Origin of the sequence: Devosia rhizoryzae (genome assembly GCF_016698665.1) — a bacterium.
In the GTDB taxonomy this organism is placed as follows: Bacteria; Pseudomonadota; Alphaproteobacteria; order Rhizobiales; family Devosiaceae; genus Devosia; species Devosia rhizoryzae.
In genome coordinates this window covers 2,842,215-2,857,226 of the sequence record NZ_CP068046.1, presented here as the reverse complement: position 1 = coordinate 2,857,226, position 15,012 = coordinate 2,842,215, and the positions used below count along the sequence as shown (strand labels likewise).

The window sequence follows — 15,012 nt, the reverse complement described above, 5'->3', positions numbered from 1 at the left end:
CTAGCGTTTCATACCGGTCGTCGCGATGCCTTCGATAAGCAACCGCTGGAAGAACAGGAAAAAGAGGAAGATGGGCACGAGCGACAACACGCTCATGGCAAAAAGCCCGCCATAATCTGACATGCCGGTCGAGTCAGTGAAGGTGCGAAGGCCCAGCATGACCGTGTATTGGCGCAGGTCGCTGAGATAGATCAGGGGGCCAAAGAAATCGTCCCAGGTCCAGATGAAGGTAAAGATCGCCGCCGTTGCCAGAACCGGCATGGAGAGCGGCATGATGATCTTCCAGTAGATGCGCCAGGGGCCGGCGCCATCCATGCGCGCGGCCTCGTCGAGCTCCTTGGGGATGCCCCGGAAGAACTGCACCATGAGGAAGATGAAGAAGGCGTCGGCGGCGAGGAATTTCGGCACGACGAGAGGCAGGAAGGTGTTGATCCAGTCGAGCCTGAGGAACAGCACATATTGGGGGATCAGCGTTACCTGCGAGGGCAGCATAAGCGTCATCAGCATCATCGCGAACCAGAAGTTGCGGCCGAAAAACTGAAGTCGCGCAAAAGCGTAGGCGGCCAGTGAGCAGGCAATGACATTGCCGCAGACCGACAGGATCGAGATGGTCAGGCTGTTGAGAAACAACTGCCCGAAGCTGACGCGCAAGCCGTTCCAGCCGCGGAAGTAACTGTCGATGCTCCAGCCAGCCGACGGCAGGACCGAAATGCCGGAGGTGAAGATCTCGTTTTCCGGCCGGAACGACGCCGCTAGAAGCCAGAGCAGCGGATAAAGCATCACGATCGAGGCGGCGATCAGTGCCGCATGTGACAGGACCGAGATAACCTTTCGGCGCGTTTGGGAGGTCGCGGTCACGACCGTGAGCGGAGCTGCGTCAGTCGTCATAATGCACCCAATACTTGCTCGTCAGGAACGAGAAGGCGGTGAAGGCCGAAACGATTGCGAGGAGCACCCAGGCGAGCGCGGAGGCATAGCCCATGCGGAAAAAGCCGAAGGCCTCGTTGTAGAGATAGAGGGTGTAGAACAGCGTCGAGTTGATCGGATTGCCGGTGCCGCCCGAGATGATGAAGGCGGGGGTGAAGCTCTTGAACGCCTCGATGGTCTGGATGATGGCGTTGAAGAACACCACCGGAGTCAGCATCGGCAGGGTAATGCGCCAGAACTGCCGCCACTTGCCCGCGCCGTCGAGCGAGGCGGCCTCGTACATGTCCTGCGGGATCTGGCGGAGGCCGGCAAGGAAGATGATCATCGGCGAGCCGAACTGCCAGATGGCGAGGATGATCAGCGTCCACAGCGATGTGTTGGGATTGGAAATCCAGCTCGGACCCTGAATGCCGAACACGGCAAGCACCTGGTTAACGAGACCGTTGCCGGCAAAGATCTGGCGCCAAAGGATGGCGATAGCGACCGAGGCGCCAAGAAGGCTCGGCAGATAGAACAGCGCCCGATAAAGCGGCAGCCCGCGCATGCCGCGGTTGAGTAGGAGCGCGACGCCCAGCGCGAAGGCAAGTTTGAGCGGCACCGAAAAGATCACGAAGAAGAAGGTCACGCGCATCGAGGCGGCGAACTTCGGATCATTGGTGAACATGCGGACATAATTGTCGAGCCCGGCCCAGCGCGGATCGGTCAAAAGGTCGAAATGGGTGAAGCTGAGATAGAACGAGGTGATGATCGGCCCGATGGTCAGGCCGAAAAAGCCGATGAACCACGGCAGAAGAAAGAGATAGCCCGGGGCGTGGTTGTGCCACACCCCGGACCAGAACGAGGGAGAGGCCACGCGGTCGGCCCCGTTTATGGCGGTTGTGTCGACTTGCGTGGCCATGATCGGTGCTCAGCCTAGGCCTGGCGCGCGAGGATAGCGGCAGCTTCGGTGACGAAGTACTGGCCGGCATCCTCGGCGGAGCGGGCGCCGAAAGCGACTTCCTGGCTCAGCGTGCGAAGCAGGGAAATGTCGATTTCGCCGGCAGCGGCCGGGGGCGGCGGCGGCAGCGGCCCGAGCAAATCGCCCAGGTTTGCCACGAAGTTGAGCGCGATCTGCTCTTGCGGATTGAGCTCAGGCGCAATGGCATCGCGCACGGTCGGGAAACACGGGATACCGCGCTCGACGCCCAAAATCTTCGCCGCCTCGAGATCGTTGACGAAGAAGCTGAGATATTCGGCCGCCTTTTCCTTGTTGGCAGAAGAGCCGCCAACCGAAAAGAACATCGAGGGCTTGCGATAGTGACCACCGCCCACGCCCGGCGCGATACGGGGATAGTTGGTGATGGTCAGCTCGTCCTGCACCAGCGCCTGGAAGGCAACGAGCTGGTTGGAATTGACCGGCATCAAAGCCGACTTGCCCAGCACCACCATGGTGTTTTCCAGCGGTCCATTGGTGTCGAGCGCCTGATCTTCGGCGGTGACGCAGATGCCATCGGCGCGGAAGCCGTTCCACAGCGTGAACCACTCGGTCATTTCTTCGGCGCCGAAGCCCAGCTTGCCGTCAGCGGTGTAAAGGGCGAGGCCCTTTTGGCGAAGCCAGTTGTCGAGCATCGGTTCGACACCGGAGCCATCGGCAATGACCTTCATGCCGCCGCGGATATTGGCGGCCTTGAAGGCCTCGCCCATGGCGCGGATGTCATCGTAGGTGCTGTCGCGATTGGGCGGCTCGACGCCGGCTTCTTCGAAGGCCGGAATGTTGACGAGCTGGGCAACGGAGTTTGCACCGAGGCTGATGCCATAAAGCTTGCCATCGACCTTGCCGCCTTCGAGCTGATCTTCATCGAAGCCGTCGAGCTTGAGGACATCGCCGACATATTCATCAAGCGGTGCGATGGCGTTGCGCTTGGCGTATTCGACGATATAGCGGTAGTCCATCTGGATGATGTCGGGTGCATTGCCGCCCGCCGTTTCGGTGGCGAGCTTGGGCCAGTAATCGCCCCAGCCGAGAAAGCTTGAATCGACCGTCGCGCCGTCTTCGGCGGCGGCAAAAAGGTCGTTGACGCCATAGGTGCGGTCGGCGCGGGCCTGGCCGCCCCAGAAGAACTGGCGCAAGCCGGCATCCTGTGCCCAGGCCGGTCGCGCAAGTGCGCCAGCTGCAAGAAGCGCCGTGGAGCCCATCAGGAACTGACGGCGGTCAAGTTTGATGCTCATGTCGATCCTCCCAGATCATCCGGCCCGCTGATCGGAACCGGCCTTGTGGTGCGCAGCCTCCCCGCCGCTAAATCACCAACTGGTTACAACGCTAGCACGGAAGCAAAGCGCCCGGCAATCTCTTGTATGGAAGGGTGGCGATATGCGGTGATGTGACTTCATGTGTCGGCGCTAACATGTTAGTGCTTGGCCTATGCAGCAAGCCAGTCTGTCCTCGGTTCAGCCCAAGATCCAAGATCCCGATCGCCTCGCCGCCGGCGAACGCATCGCAGCGCGCCTGCGCGGTCAAGTGCGCGGCAACATCTATACTGATCCGCTGATGACCTATGCGTGGAGCGGCGATGCCAGTTCCTATCGGCTGCTGCCGGCCGTCGTGGTCTTCGTCAATTCCGAGGACGACGTGCGCGCCGTGTTCAAGGCGGCGAGGGCGGAGGGCCTGCCGGTGACGTTTCGCGCCGCGGGCACGTCACTCTCCGGCCAAGCCGTCACCGATGGCGTGCTGGCCGTGCTAGGCGATGGCTGGCGCAAGCTCGCGATCCATCCCGGTGCCGAGCAGATCACGCTGGGGCCGGCGATCATCGTCGCGGAAGCCAACCGCGCGCTTAAACCATTCAACAAGAAGATCGGGCCCGACCCGGCTTCGCAGGCCACCTGCAAGATCGGTGGCGTGGTCAACAACAATTCGTCAGGCATGTGCTGTGGCGTGGCGCAGAACACCTATCACACCATGGCGCGGCTGCGGATCGTTCTGACCGACGGCACCATGCTCGATTCCGGCGACCCGGCCAGCGTCGATGCCTTCCGCGTGACGCATGCACCCATGCTGGAGGCCATCCACCAGCTGCATCACGACGTCATGGCCGATGCCGATCTCGTGGCGCTGATCCGCAAGAAGTACCGGATCAAGAACACGGTCGGCTATTCGCTTAACGCCCTGGTCGACTACCATGACCCGCTTGATATCCTGATCCACCTGATGGTGGGCTCGGAGGGCACGCTCGGCTTTGTGTCGGAGGTGACCTACAACACGGTGCCCGAGCATCCGTGCAAGGCAACGGCCCTGGTTCCGTTTCCGGATCCACAATCGGCAGGACGGGCCATTATCGAAATGGCCAATGGCGGCGTGCAGGTGACGACCGGGGTCACCGCGGCCGAATATATCGAGCGCCGGGCGCTGGCGACGGTGGAGCATCTGCCGCCGATGGCGCCGCTCCTTCCTTGGCTCACCGACAATTCCCCGGCCGTTCTGATCGACGTCACCGCCCCTGACGCCCAAACGCTGGCGGTGGAGACGGAAAAAGCCGTTGCTCTCCTGGCGCGTCACGGCGCCACGCATATCGATTTCTCCACGGACGAAGCGCGCAGCCACGCGCTCTGGGATATCCGCAAGGGCTTCTTCACCTCAGGCGGTGCGGCGCGGCCCAAGGGCACGAGCATGTTGACCGAGGACGTGGCGGCGCCGATCGAGCGGCTGGCCGAATTCGTGCTCGACATGCGCAACCTGCTCGACCGGCACGGCTACGAAGACGCCATCATCTTCGGGCATGCCCTGGCTGGAAACCTCCATTTCCAGATGAGCGACAATTTCGCCGAACACGGCGCGGCGGAAAAATTCGATGCGCTCAACCAGGAACTCTCCGAGCTGGTCTCGGTACGTTACGGCGGATCGCTCAAGGCCGAGCACGGCACCGGCCGCGCCATCGCGCCCTTTGTCGAGCGGGAATGGGGCGAAAAAGCCTATGCGATCATGCATCGCATCAAGGCGGTCTTCGACCCCGAGCGCCTCCTTAATCCGGGCGTGCTGCTCAATGACGACGCCAAGGTCCACATCAAGAATCTGAAGGTCATGCCGCCGGCCGACGAACTGGTCGACCTCTGCATCGAATGCGGCTTTTGCGAACCGGCCTGCCCCAGCCACCACATGACGCTGACGCCGCGCCAGCGCATTGCCGTGACCCGCGAACGCGAACGCATGCGCGCCACCGGCGAGGATCCGGAGCGCCTCAAGCGCTTCGATGCCGATTTCCAGTATGCCGGGCTCGACACCTGTGCTGCCTGCAATCTTTGCTCATTGCGCTGTCCGGTCGGCATCGAAACCGGCACCATGATCATGGGCGAACGCGCCCGTCGTCGTGGCGGCACGGCGCGGGCAGCGGCGGGCGTGGTGGCCGATCACCGCGGCGCTGTCGAAACCATGATGCGCGGCGGCGTGGCCATTGCCGATGCGGCGCGCACCGTCATCCCGGCACCGGCAGTGGAGGCGATCACCGAGACGGCGCGTCGCCTGACCAACAAGCGCGTGCCCCGCGTCTCCCGCGCCCTCCATCATGGGCCGGGTGCGCCGCATCCGCGCGAAACACGGCAGGACCCTCGCAAGACCGGCTTTCCGGTGCCGATCGCCCAGACGGGACGGCCATCGATCGTTTATTTCCCCGCTTGTCCCAGCCGCATGTTCGGCGCGCCCACGACCCGGCACGGCTTGCTGTCGGCAACCGAGGCCATGACCAAGCTGCTGGAACGCGCAGGCTATGACGTCGTCATTCCCGAAACGCTCAACGGGCAATGTTGCGGGCAGCCATTCCAGTCCAAGGGTTTTCCGGAGCAAGCGGCGACCGTGGGTAACGCGCTGCAGCGGGTATTGTCTTCGCTGTCCGAGTCCGGCCGCGTGCCGGTGGTCACCGACGCCTCGACCTGCGCCAAGCATCTGCGCGAGGTTCCGGGCGATGCCGTAGTGGCGGACTCCGCCCAGTTTTTGGCCGAGCTCCTGCCCAGGCTGACCATCACCCAGAAGCTGCCGGTCGTTGCCGTGCACCACAATTGCTCGGCGCAGCGGTTGGCGGAGCAACCCGCCACCGAAGCCATTGCCCGTGCCTGCGCCGAAAGCATCGCGGTCCTGAGTTCGGTGACCTGCTGTGGCTATGCCGGTGACAAGGGCCTGTTCATTCCCGAGCTCAACGCCCATGCGACGCGCCGGGTCGGCAATGACATACCCGAAGGGTGCGAGCTTGGTGTTTCGACGGTTTCGACCTGCGCCTCAGGGCTGACCGAACATGCTGCGATCCCGTTTGTGGGGCTGGCGAGCTTGCTTGAGTGGGCGACAAGGTAATACCCCCACCCAGCCTCCCCCGTTAGGCGGGGGAGGAGTCCTATCGCGTGCTTGACTCGATCTGAGACTTGCACTGGCCGACTCCTCCCCCTTCTAAAGGGGGAGGCTGGGTGGGGGTCCTCAGCTCAGTCGAACTCTTCGTCCGGATAAACGCCCCAAAGCTCTTCCTGGCGGATCCAGCCGGAGAAGCTGGCGCGTTCGCCGGGCGGGCCGGCGGCGACCTGGCACCAGGCGCCGTCGCATTCGCTGACGGCGACACGCACGCCGGCCGCAAGGCGGGCACGGGCCGTGGCGTCTTCGGCGCGGCTCACATGCATGGTGACTTCGCCATTGGCGACCAGCGGGGTGACATAGCCGGCGCGGGCGCCAGCCAGAAGGCTCTGGTGCACCCAGCCCTCATCGCCTTCCATGTCGCGGATCTTGCGCCAGGTATCGAACTCCTGGACGATCTCGACCGGTACGCCGGAGACCAGGAAATTCCAGGCGATATTGTACTTGGTGCCGGGGCCGACGCGCACATTGATCGGCGCCGAGCGCGTGGTGACGAAACGCGGCAGCGGCAGGCCGCTCGGGTTGTCCTGCGCCAGGACGGGTGCGGCCGGAAGCATGCTGGCAAGGGCAAGCAGCACGAGGGAAAAAGCGCGGGAGCGGCTCCAAGACAGGGGCAAACGGAACATCGCTTTGCAGTGTGGTTGGAATTGCCTTATCACTAGCTCATGATCCTTAATGGTCGCTGAAGGGGGCACGGGGCACCTCTTCACAAGTGGCCAACCGACCAGTGCGCATGGCAGCAAGCAAACCCAAAATCCTGATCACGCGGCGGCTGCCCGAAAGCATCGAGGCCCGCATGGCCATGCTGTTCGAGACCGACGTCAACGAAGCCGATGCGGCGCTGACCAGCGACGATATCCTGCACGGACTGGCGGGCAAGGACGTGCTGGTTTCGACCATCACCGATCGTATCGATGCCGACCTGATCGGCCGGTTGCCACCGACGGTGCGGCTGATCGCCCAATTCGGCAATGGCGTCGACAATATCGACCTTGAAGCGGCCTGGGCGGCGGGGCTGACGGTGACCAATACCCCATCGGTCTTGACCGAGGACACCGCCGACATGGCCATGGCGCTGATCCTGGCGCTGCCGCGGCGGCTGGTCGAAGGCACGCAGATGCTGCTCGAAGACCGCAGATGGGCCGGCTGGTCGCCGACCTCGATGCTGGGGCACCGGCTGCGCGGCAAGGCGCTGGGCATCGTCGGCATGGGCCGCATCGGCACGGCGGTGGCGCAGCGGGCGCGGGCCTTTGGCCTCAACATCCACTATTTCTCCCGCTCGCAGCGGCCGCTCGCGGTGGAGACGCCTTTGGGGGCAACCTATTGGGACGATCTCGACGCCATGCTGGCCGAGGTCGATATCGTCTCGCTCCATACGCCGCTGACCCGCGCCACGCGCCACATCCTTTCGGCCGAACGGCTCGACCGCATGAAGCCGGGCGCCTATGTGATCAATGTCAGCCGCCCGGAACTGCTCGATGAAGAAGCGCTGATCGAGCGGCTGGAGCAGGACAGGCTTTTTGGCGCGGCGCTCGACGTCTTCGAGAACCGGCCCGGCATCAACCCGCGCCTCTTGGCGCTGGCGGAAAGCAACCATGTCGTGCTCACCGCCCATATGGCGTCGGCCACGATGGAAGCGCGGATCGAGATGGGCGAGACGGTGATCGTCAACATCCGAACCTTCATGGACGGGCACCAGCCGCCCCATCGCCTCTTGCCCGAAGCACCGATGCCGCGAGCTGCCCGCACCTAAGTGTTGCCGGTTTTCCGCATCGAGGCCGCCATCGCTCGACGCGGCCCTTGCACCCCTTGCACCGCTCTTAACAGAACCCTAATCGTCCCCTTGTCCGGCGCGCGTGGGGCTTCGCCTGCTGGATAAATTGTGAGAATTTGTGGGGTAGGAGAGCCCTTGTGCCACTCGTAAAGTCCGTGCTGCCCGTCCTGGCTGCCATGGCTCTTGTCAGCCCCGCTCTTGCGCAGACCACCGCGCCCGCCCTGCCGGTCACCACCGAAGAAGGGCATCTGGTGCTTGAGGCGCAGGAGCAAAAATTCTCCCTGCCCAAGCCGGACTGGATCGACCAGGCCGCAGAGAACTGGTCCGAACTGGTCTCGCCACGATTTACCGAGATCGGCAACCAGGCCCATCTTGAGATTTACCCGCGCGGCGAGGGTGAAGCCTTCTGGACGACGCTTTACGGCGCCCGCGTCACCAGCATGGCGGAGCCGGTTCTCGCCGAGGTGCGTGCCGCGGTGATCGAGGTCTATGCCCGCTCTTGCCGCCCGGAAGCGACGGCCTTCTTTCAGCTCGAGGCCGACGATGGCGACAATCTTCCCCCGCTTGGCTTTGTGTGCGGATCCTATCTTGATCCGGCAAATGCCGATCAGGGTGAGGTCATGATCATCGGCTTTTACAAGTCCGATAGAGGGGTCGCCATGCTCTACCAGGGCTGGCGCGGCCCAGCCTTCGATCCCGCCGTCACCGGCACCTGGCCGGTGACGCCCAGCGAAGTCGAACAGCATGTGGCGCGGTTCAAAGCTGAGCCGGTGCTGACCCGCGCGGATTGACGGGAAGGCCCTTTGGGCCTACTCCGCTTGCCCATGAAAAAAACCCATAGTTCCGCTGGCCCGAGCCAGCGCATGCTCCGCGTTGGGGAACTGGTGCGCCATGCTCTGGCAGCAATGTTCGCGCGCGGGGAAATCGAGGATGAGGCCCTGCGCGGCGCCGTGGTGACGGTGCCCGAAGTGCGCATGACGCCGGACCTCAAGATCGCCAACGCCTATGTAATGCCGCTTGGTGGCCAGCATGCTGAGGAAATCGTCGAGGCGCTAAATCGGCACAAGAAGTTCATCCGCGGTGCAATTGCACCGCAGATCAATCTCAAATATGCCCCCGATGTTCGGTTCTTCGTCGACGAGACGTTCGAAGAAGCCGGCAAGATCGATGCGCTGTTGCGCTCCGACCGCGTCCGCCGCGATCTCGACGAAGACGATAGCGAGCAAGACTGAAGCCGTGAACCAGCCCCGCTCCAAAAAGCGCGCCATCTCCGGATGGATCGTGCTCAATAAGCCATATGACATGACCTCCACCCAGGCGGTGGGCAAGGTGCGCTGGCTGTTCTCCGCTGCCAAGGCCGGCCATGCCGGAACGCTCGATCCGCTGGCGACGGGCATATTGCCGATCGCCTTGGGTGAGGCCACCAAGGCCGTGCCGCAAGTGCAGGACGGCACCAAGATCTACCGCTTCGCCATCGGTTGGGGTCGTGCCACCTCGACCGACGATGCCGAAGGCGAGGTCGTGGCGACTTCAGACGTGCGGCCGGAAGGCTCGGCGCTCGAAGCTGTGCTGCCGCGGTTTACCGGCACGATCATGCAGCGCCCGCCTGCGTTTTCGGCGATCAAGGTCGATGGCGAGCGCGCCTACGACCTGGCACGCGCTGGGGAAACGGTGGAGTTGGCGGAGCGCCCAGTCGACATTGATGCCATTCGACTGGTTGAGCATGGCGCCGAGCAAAGCGTCCTGGAGGTCACCTGCGGCAAGGGCACCTATGTCCGTTCGCTGGCGCGCGACATTGCTTTGGCGCTGGGCACCGTGGGTCACGTCACGAGCCTGCATCGGGCCGCGGTCGGCCCGTTCAACGATGCCAATGCGGTGACCATCGAAGAGCTTGAGGGTGTCGAAGGTGCTAATCGCGATGCGCTGATCGCGTCAATCGCGCTGGGCTTTGCCGATCTGCCGGAACTGCGGCTCGATGCCGGCCAGGCCGGGGCGGTGAGCCATGGCAATGCCGTGCTGCTGACCGGGGCCGGTGCGCCCATTGCCCTCGACGAGTGCTGGGCGAGCTTCAAGGGCAAGGTGCTGGCGACCGGCTCGGTGGAATACGGCCAGTTCAAGCCTCGCCGGGTGTTCAACCTTTAGGCTTGAGCTGGCTGGCCATCGCAAAGGTCAGCACCAGGAGCGGGATCAGCATAGCAAAGGCGATGCGGACCCCAAAGCCTTGCGCCACCGCGCCGATCAGGGCGGGGGCCCCGAGATTAACCAGCTGGAAGATCAAGGTTGTCGCCGCCACGTTTTGCGATGCCGGCCGGTCGCCCAGCCGGGCTGCGGCAGAAAGCATCAACGGATAAAGCACGCAGATGCCAAAGCCGACCAGGGCAAAGGCCAAGACCGCGATCCAGGCGCCTGGCGCCACGGCAACTAAGACCAGGCCCGCAATCGCCAGTGCCGAGAGCGCTCGTGCGAAATGATCGGAGCGGAAGCGGTCGAGGAAGCGGTCTGCGAGCAGCCGGCCAAGCGCCATTGAAGCGACCAGCGCCGGAAGCGCCAGCGACTGGATCCAGGGCGCGACATCGAAATTGTCGCGCAGATAAATGATCGACCAGGCGCGCGATGCACCTTCGGTAACCCCGGCACCGAGACCGAAGGCGACAAGACCCATGGTTGCGATTGTGGGGAGGGCGAGCTTTCGCACCTTGCCTTCGCCGGCATGGCTGCGCGCAATCGAGGTCGGCATGGGCAGGACCACGACCAGCAGGAGCCCGATCAGAACCGGCACCAGCACGCCAAGATGAACGGCAGGCGAGATGCCAAGGCCGCGCATCAGCACGCCGAGAAGCGCGGTCATCAAGAAGCCGATGCTCCAGACGCCATGGCAGGTGTTCATGATCCGATCGCCGCTGGCAGCTTCGATGCGGTCGGCTTCCACATTGATGGCAATGTTGCTGAGCGAAAAGCCCACGCCATTGACGGCAAGCAGCGCGAACATGGCGAGGGGATCGAGGAGGATCGGGATGAGCGCGGAGCTGACGATCACCACGGGCAGCATGGTCAGGACCACGAGGCGCGGACCGAAGCGCTCGATCAGAGCGCTCGAGAACAGAAACATCGGCAGCCCGCCCAGGGGCTGACCCATGAGCACGAGGCCGAGCTGGGCTTCGCTGAGGCCCATCAGCTGCTGCAGATCGGGCAGGCGGGTATGCACCGCGCCTATGGCGAGCGCATGCGTCAGGAAAAGCGTGATCACCCGCCAGTGCTTGAGCAGCATGGCCTAACGCGGTCCGGGGTCCATGAGCACATGGATGCGGTCGGCGCCCATGCGGGCGAGTTTAAGCATCAGCGTCTTGCGCCGCGCGGGGGCCAGCGGGGTGTCCGGACTGTCGCGCAGGATGGCGCCGTCATGCCCATCCGCGACGATCAGACCCTCGGTTTCGGGAAAAATCTCGGCATCGAGTTCGGGTGGCTTGGCGAAGAAGAACTTGTCGGAGAATTCGCGGTATTCGGGCCATTTGCGATCGACCTGGAAGTCGATGAGGCTCGACTTGATCTCGATGATCCAGATCTCGCCCTTGGGGCCGACGGCGAGGACATCGGCGCGGCGGCCATTGGCGAGCGGCACTTCGGCGTAGCAGGCCATGTCATGCCGCTCGCGCAGCATGCGCATGACACCGCGCTGGACGCGCAGCGCGGTCGCCGATTGGCGCAGGTCGACAATGGGCGGCAGGTCGTCAGCCATTGGGCCCAAGCGGCTCGGGCGCCAAGCCATGCGGCGTCTCGAGCTTTTTGCCACCCAGCGCAAAGCTCGACGCCCAAAGACCGGCCAGCAGCAGCGGCAGGCAGACAAGATAGGAGGCGCGGATGTGAATGAATTCAGCCACGAAGCCGAGCAGCGGCGGCGCGAGGAAGAAGACCACGAAACTCACCTGCCCTAGCGCCGCGACATTGACCGCCGCCGGACGGTCTGTGCGCTGGGCCGCAGCCGATACGGCCAGGGGATAAACGGCCGAGCAGCCGGCACCCATGAGGGCAAAGCCGATCAGGGCCAGTTCGGGACTTGGCGAGACACCCACCAGGAGAGCGCCAAGGCTGGCAAAGCTCAGCATCACCATGGCGACGTTGCGCGGACCGAAACGGGTAACGACGGGGTCGGCAGAAAGCCGGCCCACGGCCATGAAAAAAGCAAAGAGCGTCAGCCCCATGCCGCCGACAAACGGCTCCACCGCAAAAACACTCTGCATGTAGATCGCGGACCAGTCGATGCCGGCGCCTTCCACGAGGAAAGCGGCAAAGCCGATGAGGCAGAGCGGCAGGAGACCCCAATTAGGGAAGGCAATGCGATGGCCGCCTTCGTCATGGCCGCGATTGGGCTTGGGCGCTTCGGTCGCGCCATAAATGAGGTAACCGGCCACGAGCACGACGATCACCGCGATCGCACCCAGATGCGCCGCAGTGGAAATGCCGGACTGCCGGACAACGGCGCCGGACAGGGCCGTCACAAAGAAGCCGACGCTCCAAAAGCCATGGGCGCGATTCATGAAGCGCTTACCATGCTGGACTTCGAGGCGGTCGATCTCGACATTGAGGTTGATCTCGAGCGCGCCTGCCAGAAGGCCGACCACGAAGAGGACCGCAAACATGACCGGCGCCGCAGGTAGCCACGGAATAGTGGCAAAAAGCACGGCAGGGCCCAGGACGGTCAAGAATGCCGTGGTGCGGAAGCCGAAACGTTCGATCAGCGGCGCGCCAAAGGTCAGCGAGATCAGCGAGCCCAAGGACATGCCGATCATGGTGAGACCGAGCTGCCCTTCGCTCAACAGAAGCTGCGCCTGGATGTCCGGCAGGCGCGACATCAGAGCGCCGGTGGTCACGGCGAAGAAGAAAAAGGAGGCGTAGATGCGGTGCTGAGGCTGGATCATGCGGTAACCGTTTTGCCCATTGGCCTGGGCGAGAGAACATGGGCCGTGGCAAAGCCGAGCAGCACCAGCGGGAAGCCGACGCCGAACACCCACTGGATACCAAAGTGCTCACCGATATAGCCGAGGAGCGGCGGCCCAAGGAGAAAGGCCGTGAAGGAAAACTGCGCCAGCGCCGCAACATTGACGGCGGCAGGGCGGTCGGTTTGCTGCGCTGCGGCGGACATGGCAAGGGGGAAGAGCGCGCTCGAGCCGATGCCGATCAGCGCAAAGCCCAGATAGGCAACCCAGGCGGCAGGCGCGAAGAAGGTAAGGAGTACGCCCAGACCCAACACGGTCAACAGCACGCGGGCGACGAGGACCGGACTATAACGCTCGACGAATCCATCGGCAAAGAAGCGCGCCACGCCTTGCGACCCGGCGACGGTTGCCACTGCGAGCCCAGCCCAGAACGGCGTCGCGTCGAAGATATTGCGCATATAGATAGCCGACCAATCGATCCCGGCCCCTTCCATCAGCATGGCGGAAATGCAGACGGCAACCAGCGCCATGACGGTCGTTGTGGGCCGGGCAAAGCGCGGCGCATCGTCGGTGCTGCCGCCGGCGCGATGCGGAGCAGGCTGGAACTGGCCGAGCACCAGCATGGTCGCAAGGATCACGAAGGGGATCATGATCATGAGGTGGATGTGCACCTCGATGCCGGCTTGCGCCACGAAGGAGCCGACGATGCCTGCAGTGAAAAAGCCCAGGCTCCAGAAGGCATGGGCGCGGCTCATGATGCGGCGGCCAATGGCGTGCTCGACCCGGTCCGCTTCGACATTGATGATGATCTCGATGCAGCCGATGGTGAGACCGACCGGCAGGAGGAGGAAGAAGAACATGAGCGGCGTCTGCGCCCAGCTTGCCAGTGCATAGAGGACGGAAAGAAGCGGAATGGCGGTGAGCAACACGCGCCGATAGCCGATGGCCTCCACGAAACGTCCGGCAAAGGTCAACGAGATCAGCGTTCCAATGGCCGAGCCGATCAGCGCCAGGCCCAGCGCGCCTTCGCCCACGCCCATGGCTTCCTGGATAGCGGGCAGGCGCGGGAAAATGGAGCCCATGCAGAAGGAATAAACGAAGAAGGCCCCAAAAACCTTGATTTGGGGCGGCAGTGCAAATCCGAATCGCATGGTGCTCAAAGGCTCGAAATCTCTTTGCGGCGCACGCTATTCGATTTCGGGGTCAGTGAAAATGCCGGTCTAAATCGTTTCCGGAACGCTCGACGTTAAGGCCCCCACCCGGCCTCCCCCGTAAGGCGGGGGAGGAGTTCTGCGGTGTTCGTCGCCAGATTGCGGACAAGCACCATCGGACTCCTCCCCTTCTGCAGGGGGAGGCTGGGTGGGGGTCACTTGGACGTTGTTGAGAGCGCACGAAACAACGGCCGCCATGATTGTTCGGACGGCCGATACGGTTCGCTAGAGCGATGCTTATTGCTCGGCGAGGCACACCGAAGTCGTGCCGCGGTTCTGGAAGCCGAGGGCCGCTGCGGCACCCTTGGACAGATCGATGATGCGCTTGCCGTGGAAGGGGCCGCGATCGTTGATGGTGACGGTGACGGACTTGCCGGTATTCTGGTCGGTCACGGCGACCCTGGTGCCGAAGGGAAGCGAGCGATGCGCTGCCGTCATGGCGTTTTCATTGAAAATCTCACCTGATGCGGCGCGTTTCCCGTTGAAACCGGGGCCGTACCAGGAAGCGCCGCCACACTGGGCATAGGCTGCTGCGGGAGCAAAGGCGAGAAGGGCTGCAGCACATGCGGCGGCGATAACAGCTTTATTGGTCAATGGTCCAAGGCTCACTGAAGTTGTCGATGAGCGCTGATTATTGGCCGGCGGGGGCCACAATGTGGGCAGATCGCCGAAATGGGCTTCGGGCCTGATGTGTGTTGCAGGTTTGTCGCAGAGTTTCTGGGGGAAATCGACGCTTCGAAGCGGAAGCATCTATGCAAAGCCGGAAAATGAATCTTGTTACATCGCGATTCGAGTGCTCTT

At 63.4% G+C, this 15,012-nt stretch carries 14 protein-coding genes; 5 read left to right on the top strand and 9 right to left on the bottom strand.

Features of this window, described 5'->3' with window-relative positions; genetic code table 11:
- From JI748_RS13940 to JI748_RS13930, 3 genes are read right to left on the bottom strand one after another with little or no spacing between them, the layout of a single operon-like run.
- Entirely contained in the window at window positions 1-888 is an 888-nt protein-coding gene (locus tag JI748_RS13940) for a carbohydrate ABC transporter permease (protein ID WP_201631848.1), read from the bottom strand.
- Window positions 878-1,825 carry a carbohydrate ABC transporter permease gene (locus JI748_RS13935; RefSeq protein WP_201631842.1) on the bottom strand — a complete coding sequence of 316 codons (948 nt, stop codon included), beginning with the start codon at window positions 1,823-1,825 and terminating at the stop codon, window positions 878-880. Before JI748_RS13935 ends, JI748_RS13940 begins: the two co-directional genes overlap by 11 nt.
- A gap of 14 nt (window positions 1,826-1,839) precedes the next feature.
- A complete protein-coding gene (locus tag JI748_RS13930; RefSeq protein WP_201631839.1) occupies window positions 1,840-3,135 on the bottom strand; it encodes an ABC transporter substrate-binding protein in 1,296 nt (431 codons plus the stop codon).
- 193 nt (window positions 3,136-3,328) lie between these two features.
- Between JI748_RS13930 and JI748_RS13925 the strand changes: the two genes are divergently transcribed.
- Window positions 3,329-6,241: an FAD-binding and (Fe-S)-binding domain-containing protein gene (locus JI748_RS13925; RefSeq protein ID WP_201631838.1), complete on the top strand. Its 2,913-nt coding sequence runs from the start codon at window positions 3,329-3,331 to the stop codon at window positions 6,239-6,241.
- Between the two features lie 125 nt (window positions 6,242-6,366).
- Here the strand turns inward: JI748_RS13925 and JI748_RS13920 are convergent, their stop codons facing one another.
- The gene (locus tag JI748_RS13920; protein WP_201631835.1) at window positions 6,367-6,918 is read right to left on the bottom strand and encodes an SH3 domain-containing protein; all 552 of its coding nucleotides are present in this window, start codon (window positions 6,916-6,918) and stop codon (window positions 6,367-6,369) included.
- Window positions 6,919-7,025: 107 nt separating this feature from the next.
- Between JI748_RS13920 and JI748_RS13915 the strand changes: the two genes are divergently transcribed.
- The 4 genes from JI748_RS13915 (at window position 7,026) to truB (ending at window position 10,208) form a co-directional block, all read left to right on the top strand.
- Entirely contained in the window at window positions 7,026-8,045 is a 1,020-nt protein-coding gene (locus JI748_RS13915) for a 2-hydroxyacid dehydrogenase (RefSeq protein ID WP_201631832.1), read from the top strand.
- 158 nt (window positions 8,046-8,203) lie between these two features.
- Complete coding sequence (locus JI748_RS13910) at window positions 8,204-8,857, top strand: hypothetical protein (protein ID WP_201631830.1); 654 nt, start codon at window positions 8,204-8,206, stop codon at window positions 8,855-8,857.
- 72 nt (window positions 8,858-8,929) lie between these two features.
- Window positions 8,930-9,298: a 30S ribosome-binding factor RbfA gene (gene rbfA / locus JI748_RS13905; protein WP_233280533.1), complete on the top strand. Its 369-nt coding sequence runs from the start codon at window positions 8,930-8,932 to the stop codon at window positions 9,296-9,298.
- A gap of 4 nt (window positions 9,299-9,302) precedes the next feature.
- Window positions 9,303-10,208, top strand: a complete 906-nt coding sequence (gene truB, locus JI748_RS13900; RefSeq protein WP_233280532.1) for a tRNA pseudouridine(55) synthase TruB — start codon at window positions 9,303-9,305, stop codon at window positions 10,206-10,208.
- Here the strand turns inward: truB and JI748_RS13895 are convergent.
- The 5 genes from JI748_RS13895 to JI748_RS13875 all read right to left on the bottom strand — a co-directional run bounded on the left by JI748_RS13895 (window position 10,198) and on the right by JI748_RS13875 (window position 14,805).
- Window positions 10,198-11,334 carry an MFS transporter gene (locus JI748_RS13895; RefSeq protein WP_201631816.1) on the bottom strand — a complete coding sequence of 379 codons (1,137 nt, stop codon included), beginning with the start codon at window positions 11,332-11,334 and terminating at the stop codon, window positions 10,198-10,200. The genes truB and JI748_RS13895 overlap by 11 nt on opposite strands.
- 3 nt (window positions 11,335-11,337) lie before the next feature.
- Complete coding sequence (locus JI748_RS13890) at window positions 11,338-11,832, bottom strand: MmcB family DNA repair protein (protein ID WP_407644924.1); 495 nt, start codon at window positions 11,830-11,832, stop codon at window positions 11,338-11,340.
- A complete protein-coding gene (locus tag JI748_RS13885; protein ID WP_201631813.1) occupies window positions 11,795-12,982 on the bottom strand; it encodes an MFS transporter in 1,188 nt (395 codons plus the stop codon). Before JI748_RS13885 ends, JI748_RS13890 begins: the two co-directional genes overlap by 38 nt.
- Window positions 12,979-14,151 (bottom strand): MFS transporter, encoded by a 1,173-nt coding sequence (locus JI748_RS13880; protein ID WP_233280689.1) that lies wholly within the window; start codon window positions 14,149-14,151, stop codon window positions 12,979-12,981. The genes JI748_RS13885 and JI748_RS13880 overlap by 4 nt, the downstream gene beginning before the upstream one ends.
- A 297-nt stretch (window positions 14,152-14,448) precedes the next feature.
- Window positions 14,449-14,805 carry a septal ring lytic transglycosylase RlpA family protein gene (locus JI748_RS13875; protein WP_233280531.1) on the bottom strand — a complete coding sequence of 119 codons (357 nt, stop codon included), beginning with the start codon at window positions 14,803-14,805 and terminating at the stop codon, window positions 14,449-14,451.
- Between the last annotated feature and the right edge of the window lie 207 nt (window positions 14,806-15,012).

Bases quoted from the DNA above. Each gene is read 5' to 3' on its own strand.
- JI748_RS13920 (WP_201631835.1), bottom strand. From the start codon at position 6,918: ATGTTCCGTTTGCCCCTGTCTTGGAGCCGCTCCCGCGCTTTTTCCCTC.
- JI748_RS13915 (WP_201631832.1), top strand. From the start codon at position 7,026: ATGGCAGCAAGCAAACCCAAAATCCTGATCACGCGGCGGCTGCCCGAA.
- JI748_RS13930 (WP_201631839.1), bottom strand. From the start codon at position 3,135: ATGAGCATCAAACTTGACCGCCGTCAGTTCCTGATGGGCTCCACGGCG.
- JI748_RS13895 (WP_201631816.1), bottom strand. From the start codon at position 11,334: ATGCTGCTCAAGCACTGGCGGGTGATCACGCTTTTCCTGACGCATGCG.
- JI748_RS13880 (WP_233280689.1), bottom strand. From the start codon at position 14,151: ATGCGATTCGGATTTGCACTGCCGCCCCAAATCAAGGTTTTTGGGGCC.
- rbfA (WP_233280533.1), top strand. From the start codon at position 8,930: ATGCTCCGCGTTGGGGAACTGGTGCGCCATGCTCTGGCAGCAATGTTC.
- JI748_RS13890 (WP_407644924.1), bottom strand. From the start codon at position 11,832: ATGGCTTGGCGCCCGAGCCGCTTGGGCCCAATGGCTGACGACCTGCCG.
- JI748_RS13925 (WP_201631838.1), top strand. From the start codon at position 3,329: ATGCAGCAAGCCAGTCTGTCCTCGGTTCAGCCCAAGATCCAAGATCCC.
- JI748_RS13940 (WP_201631848.1), bottom strand. From the start codon at position 888: ATGACGACTGACGCAGCTCCGCTCACGGTCGTGACCGCGACCTCCCAA.
- JI748_RS13885 (WP_201631813.1), bottom strand. From the start codon at position 12,982: ATGATCCAGCCTCAGCACCGCATCTACGCCTCCTTTTTCTTCTTCGCC.
- JI748_RS13935 (WP_201631842.1), bottom strand. From the start codon at position 1,825: ATGGCCACGCAAGTCGACACAACCGCCATAAACGGGGCCGACCGCGTG.